Origin of the sequence: Arthrobacter liuii (assembly GCF_014639275.1) — a bacterium.
Lineage (GTDB): Bacteria > Actinomycetota > Actinomycetes > Actinomycetales > Micrococcaceae > Arthrobacter > Arthrobacter liuii.
Map to the genome: position 1 here is coordinate 103,752 of NZ_BMFW01000005.1, position 15,687 is coordinate 119,438.

A 15,687-nucleotide genomic window follows, 5' to 3' on the forward strand; every position below is an offset into this window, starting at 1 on the left:
CATAAGGAGCACCATGAAGCCGTTGATCGACGTCCCCGGCCTTGAAGCCAGGCTTGCCGCCGGGCAACGGACGGTGCTGCTTGATGTGCGGTGGGCGCTGGGCGATCCGCACGGCCATGAACACTATCTCGCAGAACACCTGCCGGGCGCGGTGTTCGTGGACCTCGCCACGGAGCTTGCGGATCCGGGAGTTCCGGACCGGGGGCGGCACCCGCTGCCCTCCGCCGGGCAGTTCCAGGAGTCGGCCCGGCGCTGGGGCGTCAGCAACGGCGACGTTGTGGTGGCCTATGATGACAGCGCAAACATGGCGGCGGCCAGGCTGTGGTGGATGCTGCGCGATGCAGGCCTCACCGACGTCTACCTGCTCGACGGCGGCCTGGGCGCCTGGCGTGCCGCCGGCCTGCCTCTTGAAGCCGGCCCTTTCCATCCAGCCCGCGGCGACGTGGAGCTGGGCAGTGGACAAATGCCCGTGGCCGACGCCGGTGCTGCCGCCGCCTGGGCGGCCAGCGGCCTGTTGCTCGACGCAAGGGCAGGGGAGAGGTACCGGGGCGAGGTTGAGCCTGTTGATCCCCGCGCCGGCCATATCCCGGGAGCGGTCAGCGCTCCTACCACCGTGAACGTGGACGGCGCCGGTCGCTTCCTGCAGCCGGCGGAACTGCGGCGGAGGTTCGAATCCCTGGGCGTCCAGGACGGCCGGCCCGTGGCTGTCTATTGCGGGTCCGGCGTCACAGCCGCCCACGAGGTGGCTGCCCTTGAACTCGCCGGGTTCTCCGCGGCGCTGTACCCCGGCTCATTCTCGGAGTGGTCCAACCGCCCGGAACTGCCGGTGGCCACGGGGGAGGAACCCGGAGACGGGGGAACCCCGGCTGGAAAGTCCGCAGGAGCCGGGGGTACCGTCGCACTATGACACCAGGACGCCCCGTACCACCGCCCCCTGCAAAACCCATTGCCCCCGTCCCTGACGCCATGCCGACAGGGGCCGCAGGGGAAGGCACCGGCGTGCGCGCCCCTGCCTATGGTGCCGTGTCCGGGGACAGCGGCCTGGTGCCGCTGACAGTAGCCCGGCGCGCTCCCAAGCCGGACGACGTCGAGATCGCCATCGAATTTTGCGGGCTCTGCCACTCGGACGTGCATGCCACCCGCGGCGAATGGGGCGGCCAGGCGTACCCCCTGGTTCCCGGGCACGAAATCGTGGGAACGGTCAGCAGGACCGGGTCTGACGTCACCGACTTTGCCGTCGGCGACCGGGTTGGCGTGGGCTGCATGGTGGACTCCTGCCGCGCATGCGGCAGCTGCCTTGACGGCCTTGAGCAGTACTGCGAAAACGGGATGACAGGCACCTACGGTGCGAAGGACCGCCGGAACGGCGACGCCATCACCCAGGGCGGCTACTCCTCGTCGATCGTGGTGGACCGCCGCTACGTCCTCCGGGTACCGGAGTCACTGGACCCGGCCGCCGTCGCGCCCCTGCTGTGCGCCGGGGTCACCACTTTCTCTCCGCTGCGGCACTTTGGTGTCGAGGACGGCGACGTTGTAGGCGTGGTGGGACTGGGGGGCCTGGGCCACATGGCCGTCAAGCTGGCCAAGGCCATGGGTGCGGAGGTGGTGGTGTTCACCACGTCGGAGTCGAAGGTCCCGGCCGCGCTGGAGCTGGGTGCCGACCGGGTTGTCCTGTCGCGGGACGCGGCGGCCATGGCCGCCGCAGACCGCACGGTCGACCTCATCATCGATACGGTTGCGGCCCCGCACGACCTGAACCCCTTCTTCCGCACCCTGCGCGTGGACGGGGCACTGTTCCAGCTGGGGCTGCCGGCCGAGGCCATGCCGCCTGTCAGTCCCGGCGCCCTGATCCGGCGCAGGATCGCCTATGCCGGATCGCTGATTGGGGGCATCGGCGAAACCCAGGAAATGCTGGACTTCTGCGCCGAACACGGTGTGGTGGCCGACATCGAGTTGGTGACCGCCGCCCAGCTGAATGAGGCCTACGACCGCATGGTCGCCGGCGACGTAAAATACCGGTTCGTGCTGGACACCAGCACCCTGCAGGCACCCGCCGAGGAGGCAGACGCATGAGCACGCTTTTCACGAAAATCCTGAAGGGTGAGATCCCTGGCCGGTTCGTGTGGCGCGAGGACGACGTTGCGGCGTTCCTCACCACCGGTCCGCTCGCCGACGGCCACACGCTGGTGGTTCCCACCGAAGAGGTGGACCGCTGGACGGATGCCGCGCCGGAGACCCTTGCCAGGGTCATGGAGGTGGCACGGCGCATCGGTGCCGTCCAGGTGGACATTTTCGGGGCCCGGCGCGCAGGCCTGATCGTGGCTGGCTACGAGATCAACCACCTGCACGTCCACGTGTGGCCGTCCCGAAGCATGGCCGACTTCGACTTCGGCTCGGCCGACCAGAACCCGGACCCGAACGTCCTGGACGCCAACGCCGGGAAACTGCGCGAAGGCCTCCGCGCCGCCGGCTACGGGGAGTTCGTCCCCACGGCATAGCAGCTTGGTTCCGCCTGGATGCCCGCCCCGCGCGGCCCGGCATCCAGGCCGGACGTCATGCCGGATTTCAGGCCGGGGCAAGTGCCTTGTTGAGTACGGCCCGGATGCGCTTCTCGGACACCGAGTAGGCGGTACCAAGTTCGACGGCGAACAGGCTCACCCGAAGCTCCTCGAGCATCCAGCGCACCTGGGTTAACTCCCGTCCGGCGCGCCGTCCCGGCAGCAGCGCCGAGACGGCGTCGTCATAGTCGTCCTCCAACCGCTGGACCGCCGCCATGTTCAAGGCATCCCGCTGCACATTTCCGGGCAGGCGTTCCAGCCGCTTTTCGATCGCCGCCAGGTACCGCGGGAGCTGGCTGAGCTGGGCGTAGCCCGTGCGTGCTACGAAACCCGGATACACCAGTTGTTCCAGCTGGCTCTTGATGTCGTTCAGCGCGCTGATCAGGGCCAGGCTGGTGGTGCCCTTGAGCTGCTTCTCGATCCGCCGGGTACTGGCCAGGATGCGCTCCACAACGGCTGTGACCGTGAAGACCGTGTCGATCAGTTCGGCGCGCACCAGCTCGTAAAGCCCGTCAAACCCCTTGCGGTCCCACGGCAGTTCCGGGGGCGTGAGCTTGTCGATGGCAGCCAGCGCGCAGTCGGCGATGAGGGCGGTTACCGAACCGTGCGGGTTCTGGCTGAAGGTGAGCTTTTCGGTGTTGCTCAGGTGCTCCAGGACGTAGCGGTCCGGCGCCGGAACGCGCAGGGCCAGCAGCCGGATCACGCCGCCGCGCATCGCATCGAGCTGTTCGTCGGCCGTCTGGAACACGCGCAGGGACACGGACTTGCCCTGGTCCACCAGCGCCGGATAACCGGTGACCGTGTGGCCCTTGACCATGCTGCTCACCTGGCGCTCGATGGTGCCGAAGGTCCATTCCGTCAGCCCGTCCTGCTCCACGAACCCGGCCGCGGCGGGGGTTCCCGGCACTCCGGCCGCCTGCCCCCGTGCCGGCGACCCGCCGTCGGACACTTTGCCGTTCCCGCGCTGCCCCTTACCGTCCGCTCCGCGGACAGCGGACGCGGGCGTGGCGCCAAGCGATTCGGCAATGGCGCGCCGGGTGGCAGGGGCCAGCTGTTCCTGGAGATCAGCAAGGTCCTTGCCATCGCCCAGGACCTTGCCCTTGCTGTCCACCACCTTGAAACTCACGCGCAGGTGTGGCGGGACGGCGTCCCAGTTCCACGAGCCGGGCGGGATGACCGCACCGCGGATCCGCCGCAGCGCGAGCTCCAGCGAAGGTTCCAGCTCATCGGTCGCAGGATCAAAATCCGACTCGAGGATGGCCACCGCCTGCCGGGCAACGTCGGGCGCGGGGACGAAGTTCTTGCGGACCTGCTTGGGCAGCGACTTGATCAGGGCGGTCACCAGCTCCACACGCTGGCCGGGGATCAGCCACCGGAACGGCCCGTCGTCGAGCTGGTTGAGGAACAGGACCGGAACTTCGGCCGTGACGCCGTCGGACGGGTCTGGCGCAGACCCCGGCGCCACCGGATGGAACTCGTAGGCCAGGGGGAGTTCGAAGCCCTTGTGCAGCCAGGTCTTCGGGTACGCGGATTCGTCCAGGTCATCGGCGTCATCGCTGAGGAGCAGCGACTTGTCGTAGTCCAGGAGGTCCGGGTTCTCCGCCCGGGCTTCCTTCCACCACTTGTCGAAATGCCGCTCGGAGACCACATCGGGTCCGATCCTGGCATCGTAGAACTCGAAGAGCGTCTCATCGTCCACCAGCAGGTCGCGGCGGCGCATACGGGCCTCGAGTTCCTCCACCTCATGCAGGAGCGCCCGGTTACGGTGGAAGAACTTGTGGTGGGTACGCCAGTCGCCTTCCACCAGGGCATGCCTGATGAACAGTTCACGGGCCACCACGGGGTCCACCCGGCCGTAGTTGATCCGCCGCTGCGCGATAATCGGGACGCCGTAAAGGGTCACCTTTTCGTAGGCCATCACGGCGCCTTGCTTGGTGGACCAGTGCGGTTCGCTGTAGCTGCGCTTCACCAAATCCGGCGCCACCTGCTCCGCCCACAGGGGGTCGAAGCGGGCGGCCACCCTGGCCCACAGCCGGCTGGTTTCCACCAACTCCGCTGCCATGACGAACGTGGGGGACTTCTTGAACAGCGCGGACCCGGGGAAAATCGCGAAACGGCTGCCGCGGGCACCGGCGTACTCGCGCTTGCGCTCGTCCAGGATGCCGATGTGGCTCAGGAGCCCGGAGAGCAGGCTGATGTGGATTCCGTCATGGTTGCCCACGGGGTCCGCAAGGCGTTTGTTGTCGAGGGCGATCCCCAGCGGCCGGGCGAGCTGGCGCAGCTGGGCGAAGAGGTCCTGCCATTCCCGCACCCGGAGGTAGTTGATGAATTCGGCGCGGCACAGCCGGCGGAAGGCCGACGAGGACAGCTCCTGCTGCTTCTCCTGCAGGTAGTTCCAGAGGTTGAGGTAGCCGGTGAAGTCCGAGTTCTCGTCCCGGAAGCGGTTGTGCTTTTCCGCGGCCAGCTGCTGCTTGTCGGTGGGCCGTTCGCGCGGATCCTGGATGGTGAGGGCGGCTGCCAGGACCATGACTTCCCGGACGCAGCCGCGCTTTCCCGCTTCCACGATCATCCGGCCCAGGCGGGGATCCACGGGCAGCTGGGCAAGTTGTTGCCCGACGGCGGTGAGGCCGCCGCCCCTCGACTCATCCCGCGCGCCGGCTGCTTCGGGCTTGCCGCCCTTGCCCTGGGGACGTGGAGGGGCCAGGGCGCCAAGCTCGCGAAGGAGGGTGACGCCGTCGTTGATGGCCCGTGTTTCCGGCGGTTCGACGAACGGGAAGTCCTCAACGCCCTTGTGGCCCTTTGCCACGCCCATGGCGGTCATCTGGAGGATGACGGCGGCCAGGTTGGTCCGCAGGATTTCCGGATCGGTGAACCGGGGCCGGGACTCGAAGTCCTCCTCGGAATACAGGCGGATGGCGATGCCGTCGGACACGCGGCCGCAGCGGCCCGACCGCTGGTTGGCTGATGCCTGCGAGACGCGCTCGATGGGCAGCCGTTGGACCTTGGTCCGGTGCGAATACCGGGAAATGCGGGCCGTTCCGGTATCGATGACGTATTTGATGCCCGGAACCGTCAGCGATGTTTCCGCCACGTTGGTGGCCAGCACGATCCGTCGCTTGCTGCCCGGATGGAACACCTTGTGCTGCTCCTGCAGGCTCAGGCGGGCGAACAGGGGCAGTATCTCGGTGTTGGCGAGCCTGCGGCTGGACTGGATGCGGGACTGCAGGGCCTCCGCGGCATCGCGGATCTCGCGCTCGCCGGAGAAGAACACGAGGATGTCACCGGGCGCCTCCGCCGCCAGTTCGTCCACGGCATCGCAGACGGCGTCCAGGGGATCGCGGTCTTCTTCGAGTTCATCGTCCGAGGCGTCCTCCTCATCCTCCTTCGGCTGGGAGAGCGGGCGGTAGCGGATTTCCACGGGGTATGTCCGGCCGGACACCTCAACGATGGGGGCAGGGTCTTCGGGGGTGCCGAAGTGGTTGGCGAACCGTTCCGGATCGATGGTGGCCGAGGTGATGATGACCTTCAGGTCCGGCCGCTGGGGCAGGATGCGTTTGAGGTAGCCCAGGATGAAGTCGATGTTGAGGCTGCGCTCGTGGGCCTCGTCGATGATGATGGTGCTGTATTTGCGCAGCAGCTTGTCGCGCTGGATCTCGGCGAGCAGGATGCCGTCGGTCATCAGCTTGACCTTGGTCGCCTTGCTCACCTCGCCTGTGAAGCGGACCTGGAAGCCCACTTCCTGGCCGATCTCCACGCCCAGTTCCTCCGCAATGCGCTCGGCCACCGTCCGGGCCGCCAGCCGCCGGGGCTGCGTGTGTCCGATCAGGCCCTTCTCGCCCAGGCCCAGTTCCAGGCACATTTTGGGAATCTGGGTTGTCTTTCCGGAGCCGGTCTCGCCGGCGATGATGGTCACCTGGTTGGCGGCGATGGCGGCCATCAGGTCCTCGCGGCGCTCGGAAACCGGCAGCTCGGCGGGATAGGAGATATGAAAAGTCATGGCTGCAGACAGTCTACTGCCGTTGGGAACGGCCCCTCCTGCGCGGCTTGCGGCAGCCCACGCTCAGGCAGGACCGTTAGCATCCGCCCCGGGACTGGCGCCGCCACCGGAAGATTCCTCGGCGGCCGCCCGTGCGGAGTCAACCAGAATGCGCCACGGGCCGGTGAGGGCCTGTTCGGGCAGGGCAGCCCTGCGCTGCCCTGCCGTGATGGAGTAGATGAAACGGTCCGGCTGTGGCGCCTCGAAGGCCACAGCTGCTGCCCGCAGGGTGTTGGGCACCGCATCCCAAGGGCAGGCTTCGACAATGGGCTGCCAATGGCTAAGGTCCCTGTCCGTTTGGGCGTCCACGGTCCACACCCTTGTCATAGCCGCGATTCCGCCGGTGCGCTCCACCTTGATCTTCATCGCCTGGCCCCTGGGCTTCCATATGGCCCCGCACCGGTAAGCGGGCATCCGGGGCAGTGGCTAAACCTTGACCTTTACAGTTTCCCACGCCGCCCGTACAGCGTCATGCTCCCGGGTCTCCGGGCCGAACAGGTCGGCGGCAACACGTATCGTTGCCCGGGCAAAGACGGTGAACGTGGCGGCGGACGGCAACGAACCGTTGGTGAGTGTCTCGTACCAAATCCGGCCGGGCGCTTCCCAGGCGCGGCCGCCCAGGGCTGCCGCCACCAGGTAAAAGGCGCGGTTGGGGATGCCGGAGTTGATGTGGACGCCGCCATTGTCCGTGCTGGTCCGCACATAGGAGTCCATGGAATCCGGCTGCGGGTCCTTGCCCAGCACGTCGTCGTCGTACGCCGTCCCGGGAGCCTTCATTGACCGCAGGGCCAGCCCCTGGACTTTGGGTGTGAAGAGTCCTTCCCCGATCAGCCAGCTTGCTTGGCCTGCGGACTGGTTCTTCACGAACTGCTCAACGAGCGCGCCGAAGACGTCGGACATCGATTCGTTCAGGGCACCGGCCTGGTTCCGGTAGGCAAGCCCGGCGGAGTATTGGGTGACGCCGTGCGCCAGTTCGTGTCCGATGACGCTCACGGACTTCGTGAACCGTTCAAAGACGTCACCGTCGCCATCACCGAAAACCATCTGGGTGCCGTTCCAGAAAGCATTGTCGTAGAGCCTGCCGAAATGCACGGTGGCGTCAAGCTTCAGTCCGCGGCCGTCAACAGAATCCCGTCCGAAGGCGTCGGCGTAAAGCCGGTGCGTGTGTCCCAGGCCGTCGTAGGCTTCATTGGCCGCGGCATCGCCGGTGGCCGGTCCGCCTTCTTCCCGCACCATCCTGCCCGGCAGGGTTTCTTCGTCGCCGGCATCGAAGACGGTTCGGTTGACCGGCCCGGGCTTCACTTGGCGGAGGCCGGGCGGAAGGGCCGGCACAGCCCGCGCACGCGCAGCCTGGAATGATTCGACGTGGCCGAGGGCATTCCTGGCGGCGTTTGCGGCGGAAGAGAATTCCGGCGCATCTTGTAGCGCCAGCCGCCGCAACAAGTACGGCGGAACGATTGAACAGAATGGAACGTGCATGGCGTACCCCCTCAGCTAGGGGTTTTCAGACTACGAGGAGCCACCGACAATCACCGGAATGCCGCCGCGACGAATTCAGTAGCGCTCCCAAGCGCTGTAGCCGGCCCACGTGGGTACGGTAAATGCATGGCCGAAACCGAAAAGCAAACCAAGTCCAGCTCCACCCTGCTGACGGTGATCATCGCCTTCGTGGCCAATGTGCTCGTGGCGGCAGCGAAATCGGTGGCTGCCGTCCTTTCCGGCTCGGCCTCGATGACTGCGGAGGCAGCGCATTCCTGGGCGGATACCGGAAACCAGGTGTTCCTGTTCTTCGCGGAGCGTCGGTCTGCCCGGCCCCGGGACGCGAGCCACCCCATGGGATACGGCCGGGAAGCCTACGTCTGGTCGATGTTTGCCGCTTTCGGCCTCTTTACCGCCGGGGCGGTGGTGTCCATCATGCACGGCGTCCAGCAGATCTTTGCGCCGGAGCCGGCGACCGACTTCGTGGTGGCCTACGTGGTCCTGGCCGTGGCCTTTGCCTTCGAAGGAATCTCGTTCGTCCAGGCGTTCCGGCAAACCCGGAAGGCGGCCCACGAGCTGGACCGGCACACGCTCGAGCAGGTCCTCATCAGCTCCGATCCCAGCCTGCGGGCCGTGTTCGCGGAGGATGCGGCCGCGCTGATCGGCCTGGTGGTGGCGTTCGTGGGTGTGTTCCTGCACCAGGTCACCGGATCGCCGCTGCCCGATGCGACCGGTTCGATAGTGGTCGGCGTGCTGCTCGCCGTCGTCGCCGTTGTCCTGATCGACCGCAACAGGCGCTTCCTGGTTGGCCAGGGCGTAACGCCTGATATCGAACACTCCATGGCGCGGCGGGTCCTGGAGCACCGCGACATCGCCCGGCTGACCTACCTGCACCTGGAATTCGTTGGCCCGCGCAAGCTGTACCTGGTGGCGGCGGTGGATCTGCAGGGGGACCACCCGGAGCACGAGGTGGCGGTGGCTTTGCGCCGGATCGAGCGCGAGTTGGAGGACCACGAAACGGTGGAGGAAGCCGTGCTGACCCTTGCAACCCTGGACGAGGCGGCCCTTCGGTTTTGACGCCTTTGCATGCTTTTGTCTTCTTGCCGGCCCCGCACCGCCAACGCTCTATCAGCTGTTGCGGCTTTTGCGGCATCGCTCCATCACTTCCTGGTGACGTTCGACGGCGGTGCTGCCGCGTGAAACGTGGGGCCCGCTGCGTTCGGAGTAACAACTGATGGAGCGTTCCGGGATTCGGTGCGGGAAGTGATGGAGCGTGCCGGGATTTATTGCGGGTAGTGATGGAGGGCCGGGAACGGTCTGATCCACACGGAAATCCAAAACCCCCGCCGATTCCTTGAAGCGGCGGGGGTTTTTCTTGTGCCCTCGATAGGATTCGAACCTACGACCTTCTGCTCCGGAGGCAGACGCTCTATCCCCTGAGCTACGAGGGCAATCAGGGTATCCGGCCGTTCCCGGCGGGACGTCCTAGAGCTTAGCACCTCAGTAACCAGAGAACGAATCGATGTGGACCCGCCGCGCACCGGCTCTTTTGGCAGCGCGCCGGAGGGTGGCAACGCTGGCCGGGGAGCCGGAGATGTAGGCGTCCCGGCTGGCAATGTCGGGCACGATCCGCGCCAGCGTCGGCCCATCCAGCCGGCGCTCGGCACCGGCGCTACTGGCGGAAGCGGAGCCCAGCCCGGAAGGCGGCTCGGAGCCGTCCGCCAGCCGAACCAGTACACGGATGCCGGAATCCCGGAGCTCTTCGCCGAGGGTGCGCAGCCCGCCACGGTTCCGGCCAGTGATAAGCCGGCGATTCCGGCGTAGAGGGTCCGGCGGAGGGCGCCGCCCGGTGCCGGGGGACCTGCGGGTACGGGCGGGCTTTTGCGGGTGGAGGGTCTCATGAAGGCTCTCGTTTCACTCGGAGATCATGCCGTGCGGCAGTGGCTTCGCCCTGGACAACGCCGGATCTGCCCGAAAGGTTCACCCGGGGGCTCCGGCCGGCCTCAAATTCTTTGCTGTCACTGGCCCCCGGTAGGCTAGAGGGGTGACTCCCGAAGAACTTTCCCTCGCCATATCCGCCTGCCTCAGGGACGCCGTCGCCGCCGGCGATATTGCCCTTGCGGCATCAGCCATTCCGGCTGAGGTGCGCGTGGAGCGACCCAAGAACCGGGACCACGGCGACTGGGCCACCAACATCGCCCTCCAGCTCGCCAAGCAGGCGGGCACCAACCCGCGCGAATTCGCCGCCGTCCTCAGCAGTCGGCTGAAGTCCATAGACGGTGTCTCCGCCGTCGACATCGCCGGCCCGGGATTCCTGAACATCACCGTGGACGCCGCAGCCGCCGGTGCCCTGGCAAAGGCCATCGTCGAGGCCGGCAAGGAATACGGCACCAACACCGCGCTCGCCGGGCACACCGTCAACATGGAGTTCGTGTCCGCGAATCCCACCGGGCCACTGCACATTGGCCACACCCGCTGGGCTGCACTGGGGGACTCCATTGCGCGCGTGCTGCGCGCTTCCGGCGCGGATGTCACGGCCGAGTACTACATCAACGACGCCGGCTCGCAGATGAACACCTTCGCCACCTCCGTGTACTCCCGCCTGCACGGGCTTCCCGTGCCCGACGGCGGGTACCCGGGACAGTACATTTCCGACCTTGGGCATGAGGTCCTTACCGCGCATCCGGACATCCGCGAGCTCACCGAAGTCGCCGCCCTGCCGGTCATCCGTGCCGCCGCCTACGAAGTCCAGATGAAGGACATCCAGGACACCCTGGCGGACTTCGGCGTTGAGTTCGACGTCTTTTTCTCCGAGCAGGAACTGCACGACGCCGGCGCCATCGAAAGTGCCGTTGCGCGCCTTCGCGAACAGGGCCACGTGTTCGACGACGGCGGTGCGGTCTGGCTGCGCACCACGGACTTTGGCGACGACAAGGACCGGGTGATGGTCCGCGCCAATGGCGAGCCCACCTACTTCGCTGCCGATGCTGCCTACTACCTCTCCAAGAAGGATCGCGGCTTCACCGAAAAGATCTACCTCCTGGGCGCCGACCACCACGGCTACATCAACCGGCTCAAGGCCATCGCTGCCGCGGCCGGTGACGATCCCGAAGTGAACATCGAGGTGCTCATCGGCCAGCTGGTGTCCGTCAACGGTGCCAAGCTGTCCAAGCGGGCCGGCAACATCATCGAGCTCAAGGACCTGATCGACTGGCTGGGCAAGGACGCTGTCCGCTACTCGCTGGCCCGGTTCCCCGCCGATTCACCACTGACGCTGGACCCCGAGCTGCTGAAGAAGCACAGCAACGAGAACCCGGTCTTCTACGTGCAGTACGCCCACGCGCGTTCCCGCGGCGCAGCGCGCAATGCGGTTGATGCCGGCGTTGAGCGCCGCGTGGATGGGCAGGACAGCTTCGACGCGTCCCTGCTGGACCACGCCACAGAAAACGAGCTGTTGTCCTACCTGGGCAGCTACCCGTCGATTGTGGCCAAGGCTGCGGAACTGCGCGAACCGCACCGCGTGGCCCGGCACCTTGAGGCCATCGCGGGCGCCTACCACCGCTGGTACGACGCCTGCCGTATTGCCCCCATGGGGGAAGAACCCGTCACCGACCTCAACCGCACCCGGCTCTGGCTCAACGACGCCACGAGCCAGGTGCTGGCCAACGGCCTTGACTTGCTCGGCGTGTCCGCGCCGGAACGGATGTAGCCCCGTGACTGCGCAGGACACCACCAACGCTTCACCGCTGGCCCCGGAATGGCTTTCGGTACCCAAGGACCTGAATGCCCTCCAGGAACCCCTGTGGGCCAAGACGGTTGAGCGGAACGACGACGGCGGGCTGGCCGTCGGGGGAGTTTCCGTTGCCGCCCTGAAGGAACAGTTCGGCACCCCCCTGTTCGTCTTGGACGAGGCGGACTTCCGCGCCAGGGCACGGGCTTTCAAGGACTCCTTCGACGCCGCTTTCGCCGATATCTGCGGCGGCGTGGATGTGTACTACGCCGGGAAGTCGTTCCTCTGCACCGCAGTGGTGAAGTGGGTGGAAGAGGAAGGGCTGCGCCTGGACACTGCCTCCGGCGGCGAACTTGCCGTTGCGGCGCGCGCCGGAATTGCGGGGGAGCGGGTGGCGCTGCACGGCAACAACAAGTCCGACGCCGAAGTCACCCGGGCCCTGGACATGAAACTGGGGCGGATTGTGGTGGACAGCCTCGACGAACTGGTCCGGGTCGGTGCCCTCGCTGAAGCCCGCGGTGAACAGGCCAAGGTCATGCTGCGGCTCACGCCCGGCGTGCACGCCCACACCCATGAGTTCATCGCCACCGCCCACGAAGACCAGAAGTTCGGCCTCTCCATGGCCGGCGACACCACTGGCCAGGCCGGTCTGTCGGCCGCGGAGGAAGCCGTCGCGGCTGCCGCCGCGCACCCCGGCATCGAGTTGCTGGGCCTGCACTGCCACATCGGCTCGCAGATCTTCGAACCGGACGGTTTTGCCCTGGCTGCCGAGAAGCTGCTGCGCTTCCTGGCCGCGATGCAGGAAAAATACTCCATCACCATGCCGGAACTGGACCTCGGCGGCGGGTACGGGATCGCCTACACTCCGGTGGACACCCCCCGCCCCGCAGCGGAGATCGCGGCGGCGATGGCCGACGTCGTGCGTTCCACCTCCGCCGAGCTGGGCATCGACTCGCCGCGCATCTCCATAGAACCGGGCCGCGCCATCGTGGGCAGCACCACCTTCACCCTCTACGAGGTGGGCACGCTCAAAACGGTCCGCGTGGACGCGCCGGCCGTTTCCGGCGGCCGTGACGCGGACAACAACGTTACGTATCCGCGCCGCTATGTTTCGGTGGACGGCGGCATGAGCGACAACGCCCGCCCGGTGCTGTACGACGCGGATTATTCGGCCGTCCTGGCCTCCCGTACATCAAGCGCGGCCGGGCAGCTGTCCCGCGTGGTGGGCAAACATTGCGAGAGCGGCGACATAGTTGTTAGAGATGTATATCTGCCCGGGGACGTGGCAGCCGGTGATCTGCTTGCTGTACCGGGAACCGGCGCCTACTGCTGGGCCCTCTCGAGCAACTACAACTATCTGGCCCGGCCGGGCGTTGTCGCGGTGCGCGACGGATCTGCCCGGCTGATTGTCCGCGGGGAAACCGAAGAAGATCTGCTGAACCGCGACATGGGAGCCTGAATGACGGAAATGCGAACGCTGAAAGTGGCCCTGCTGGGCTGTGGCAACGTTGGGGCCCAGGTTGCGCGGATCCTTATTGAGGACGCCGACGCCCTTGCCGCCCGTACCGGTGCCCGCCTGCAGCTCAGCGGCATCGCCGTGCGCAACGTCAACGCCCCCCGCGACGTGGACCTGCCGCAGGAGCTCTTCACCACCGACGCCGAAACCCTGGTCAAGGACGCAGACCTTGTCATCGAACTGATGGGCGGCATCGAACCCGCCCGCACGCTGATCCTCTCAGCCCTGAGCAACGGCGCGTGCGTGGTCACCGGCAACAAGGCGCTCCTGGCGCAGGACGGGCCCACCCTCTACGAAGAGGCCGACAAAGCAGGCGTCCAGCTCTCCTACGAGGCTGCAGTGGCCGGAGCCATCCCCATCCTGCGCCCCATCCGCGACAGCCTCTCCGGCGACCGGATCACTCGCGTGCTGGGCATCGTCAACGGCACCACCAACTTCATCCTTGACCAGATGGACACCACCGGCGCCCAGTTCGCGGACGCCCTCGCCGAAGCCCAGCGCCTTGGCTACGCCGAAGCGGACCCCACCGCCGACGTCCAAGGCCACGACGCCGCAGCGAAGGCCGCCATCCTTGCCTCGCTGTCCTTCCACACCCGCTTTGCCCTGGACGATGTCCACTGCGAGGGCATCACGTCCGTGAGCGCGTCGGACATCGCCGCCGCCAAGGAGGCCGGCTTCGTCATCAAGCTGCTGGCCATCGCCGAGAAACTGACTGACGCCAACGGCAAGGAAGGCGTGTCAGTCCGCGTACACCCCACCCTCCTTCCGCGCGAACACCCGCTGGCCGCCGTCCGCGGTGCCTTCAACGCCGTCTTCATCGAAGCGGAGAACGCGGGCGAACTGATGTTCTACGGCCAGGGCGCCGGCGGAACCCCCACGGCCTCGGCCGTACTGGGTGACCTCGTCTCGGCAGCGCGCCGCTTGGTCCTGGGCGGTCCCGGACGCACCGAAACCACCACGGGGCACGTTCCAGCGCTGCCCATCGATGCGGCCACCACGAGTTACTACATCGGCCTCGACGTTGCCGACCAGCCCGGTGTTCTGGCCAAGATCGCCCAGCTGTTCGCCGAGCACGGCGTCTCCATTGAAATCATGCGGCAGACCATCCACCGCGACGCGGAGTCCAACGTGGAGTCGGCCGAACTGCGGATTGTCACCCACCGCGCGTCAGAGGCTGCCCTCGCAGCCACCGTCGAGGCCGTCAAGGGCCTGGACGTCATCAATTCAGTTACATCCGTTCTGCGGGTAGAAGGAGTCTAAGTGGCTCACCAATGGCGCGGCGTCATCCGCGAATACGCTGACCGTCTGCCCGTGACGGAGTCCACCAAGGTCATCACCCTCGGTGAGGGCGGCACTCCGCTGGTGCACGCGCAGAAGCTTTCCGAACTCACCGGTTCCGAGGTCTACCTGAAGGTGGAGGGGATGAACCCCACCGGCTCCTTCAAGGACCGTGGCATGACGATGGCCATGACGGCTGCGGTGGCCTCCGGTGCCAAGGCCGTTGTGTGCGCTTCCACCGGCAACACGTCCGCTTCCGCCGCGGCGTATGCAACGGCCGCCGGCCTGCAGTGCGCCGTCCTGGTGCCCGAAGGCAAGATTTCCATGGGCAAGCTCAGCCAGGCCATCGCCCACGGTGCCACCCTGCTCCAGGTGGACGGCAACTTCGACAACTGCCTGGACATCGCCCGCAAGCTGGGGGAGTCCTACCCCGTCTTCCTGGTCAACTCCGTCAACCCCGCACGCATCCAGGGCCAGAAGACCGGCGCCTTCGAAGTGGTCGACGCCCTGGGCGATGCACCGGACATCCACGTCCTGCCCGTGGGCAACGCCGGCAACATCACCGCCTACTGGAAGGGCTACAAGGAATACTCCGCGCCCTTCGAATCCGACACTGCCGGCACCCTGCCCGCGGTGTCCACCAAGACTCCTGCGATGTGGGGCTTCCAGGCTGCCGGGGCCGCACCTTTCGTTGCGGGCCACCCCATCAGCGAGCCTGACACCATCGCCACGGCCATCCGCATTGGCAACCCCGCATCCTGGGACGGCGCTGTGGGCGCACGCGACGAATCCGGCGGCCTCATCGAGGCCGTCACGGATGAGGAAATCCTGAACGCGCACCGCTGGCTCTCATCAAAGGAAGGCGTCTTCGTGGAACCCGGTTCCGCAGCAGGCGTGGCCGGGCTGCTCAAGAAGCACGCCGCCGGCGAGGTCCCCAGCGGGAAGACCATCGTCATCACCGTCACCGGGCACGGACTCAAGGACCCCCAATGGGCCCTGCGTACCGAGGACGGCAGCGATGTCCAGCCGATCAAGGTTCCGAACGACGTGGTCACCGTTGCCGCTGAGCTGGGACTGGAAGAAAAATAGC

The 15,687-nt window shown here is 66.8% G+C and carries 12 protein-coding genes and 1 tRNA gene; 8 read left to right on the forward strand and 5 right to left on the reverse strand.

Annotated elements, in window-relative coordinates; all coding sequences use genetic code 11:
* Positions 1–13 precede the first annotated feature (13 nt).
* The 3 genes from IEW19_RS08070 to IEW19_RS08080 are packed head-to-tail and all read left to right on the forward strand — an operon-like array spanning position 14 to position 2,498.
* On the forward strand, positions 14–907 hold the full coding sequence (locus IEW19_RS08070) for a sulfurtransferase (protein WP_188571138.1): 894 nt from the start codon (positions 14–16) through the stop codon (positions 905–907).
* Positions 904–2,073: an NAD(P)-dependent alcohol dehydrogenase gene (locus IEW19_RS08075; RefSeq protein WP_229748382.1), complete on the forward strand. Its 1,170-nt coding sequence runs from the start codon at positions 904–906 to the stop codon at positions 2,071–2,073. Before IEW19_RS08070 ends, IEW19_RS08075 begins: the two co-directional genes overlap by 4 nt.
* Positions 2,070–2,498 (forward strand): HIT family protein, encoded by a 429-nt coding sequence (locus IEW19_RS08080; RefSeq protein ID WP_188571139.1) that lies wholly within the window; start codon positions 2,070–2,072, stop codon positions 2,496–2,498. Before IEW19_RS08075 ends, IEW19_RS08080 begins: the two co-directional genes overlap by 4 nt.
* A gap of 67 nt (positions 2,499–2,565) precedes the next feature.
* Here the strand turns inward: IEW19_RS08080 and hrpA are convergent, their stop codons facing one another.
* The 3 genes from hrpA to IEW19_RS08095 all read right to left on the reverse strand — a co-directional run bounded on the left by hrpA (position 2,566) and on the right by IEW19_RS08095 (position 8,073).
* Positions 2,566–6,555: an ATP-dependent RNA helicase HrpA gene (hrpA, locus tag IEW19_RS08085; protein ID WP_188571140.1), complete on the reverse strand. Its 3,990-nt coding sequence runs from the start codon at positions 6,553–6,555 to the stop codon at positions 2,566–2,568.
* Positions 6,556–6,618: 63 nt separating this feature from the next.
* Positions 6,619–6,960, reverse strand: a complete 342-nt coding sequence (locus IEW19_RS08090; RefSeq protein WP_188571141.1) for a protealysin inhibitor emfourin — start codon at positions 6,958–6,960, stop codon at positions 6,619–6,621.
* Between the two features lie 60 nt (positions 6,961–7,020).
* Entirely contained in the window at positions 7,021–8,073 is a 1,053-nt protein-coding gene (locus IEW19_RS08095) for a M4 family metallopeptidase (RefSeq protein ID WP_188571142.1), read from the reverse strand.
* Between the two features lie 126 nt (positions 8,074–8,199).
* Here IEW19_RS08095 and IEW19_RS08100 point away from each other — a divergent pair, with 126 nt between their 5' ends.
* Positions 8,200–9,150, forward strand: coding sequence for a cation diffusion facilitator family transporter (locus tag IEW19_RS08100; protein ID WP_188571143.1), 951 nt, complete (start codon positions 8,200–8,202; stop codon positions 9,148–9,150).
* Between the two features lie 301 nt (positions 9,151–9,451).
* Here IEW19_RS08100 and IEW19_RS08105 read toward each other — a convergent pair.
* Positions 9,452–9,524, reverse strand: a tRNA-Arg gene (locus IEW19_RS08105).
* A gap of 49 nt (positions 9,525–9,573) precedes the next feature.
* Complete coding sequence (locus IEW19_RS24115) at positions 9,574–9,699, reverse strand: hypothetical protein (RefSeq protein WP_308419989.1); 126 nt, start codon at positions 9,697–9,699, stop codon at positions 9,574–9,576.
* Positions 9,700–10,117: 418 nt separating this feature from the next.
* Here IEW19_RS24115 and argS point away from each other — a divergent pair, with 418 nt between their 5' ends.
* Genes argS through thrC form a run of 4 tightly spaced genes read left to right on the forward strand, consistent with a single transcriptional unit; the run spans position 10,118 to position 15,686 of the window.
* Positions 10,118–11,782 carry an arginine--tRNA ligase gene (argS, locus tag IEW19_RS08110; RefSeq protein WP_188571144.1) on the forward strand — a complete coding sequence of 555 codons (1,665 nt, stop codon included), beginning with the start codon at positions 10,118–10,120 and terminating at the stop codon, positions 11,780–11,782.
* A 4-nt stretch (positions 11,783–11,786) separates the two neighbouring features.
* Complete coding sequence (gene lysA / locus IEW19_RS08115; protein WP_188571145.1) at positions 11,787–13,262, forward strand: diaminopimelate decarboxylase; 1,476 nt, start codon at positions 11,787–11,789, stop codon at positions 13,260–13,262.
* Positions 13,263–14,579: a homoserine dehydrogenase gene (locus tag IEW19_RS08120; protein WP_188571146.1), complete on the forward strand. Its 1,317-nt coding sequence runs from the start codon at positions 13,263–13,265 to the stop codon at positions 14,577–14,579.
* Positions 14,580–15,686, forward strand: coding sequence for a threonine synthase (gene thrC / locus IEW19_RS08125; RefSeq protein ID WP_188571147.1), 1,107 nt, complete (start codon positions 14,580–14,582; stop codon positions 15,684–15,686).
* Position 15,687: the final 1 nt, after the last annotated feature.

Bases quoted from the DNA above. Each gene is read 5' to 3' on its own strand.
- IEW19_RS08070 (WP_188571138.1), top strand. From the start codon at position 14: ATGAAGCCGTTGATCGACGTCCCCGGCCTTGAAGCCAGGCTTGCCGCC.
- IEW19_RS08075 (WP_229748382.1), top strand. From the start codon at position 904: ATGACACCAGGACGCCCCGTACCACCGCCCCCTGCAAAACCCATTGCC.
- IEW19_RS08080 (WP_188571139.1), top strand. From the start codon at position 2,070: ATGAGCACGCTTTTCACGAAAATCCTGAAGGGTGAGATCCCTGGCCGG.
- hrpA (WP_188571140.1), bottom strand. From the start codon at position 6,555: ATGACTTTTCATATCTCCTATCCCGCCGAGCTGCCGGTTTCCGAGCGC.
- IEW19_RS08090 (WP_188571141.1), bottom strand. From the start codon at position 6,960: ATGAAGATCAAGGTGGAGCGCACCGGCGGAATCGCGGCTATGACAAGG.
- IEW19_RS08095 (WP_188571142.1), bottom strand. From the start codon at position 8,073: ATGCACGTTCCATTCTGTTCAATCGTTCCGCCGTACTTGTTGCGGCGG.
- IEW19_RS08100 (WP_188571143.1), top strand. From the start codon at position 8,200: ATGGCCGAAACCGAAAAGCAAACCAAGTCCAGCTCCACCCTGCTGACG.
- IEW19_RS08120 (WP_188571146.1), top strand. From the start codon at position 13,263: ATGACGGAAATGCGAACGCTGAAAGTGGCCCTGCTGGGCTGTGGCAAC.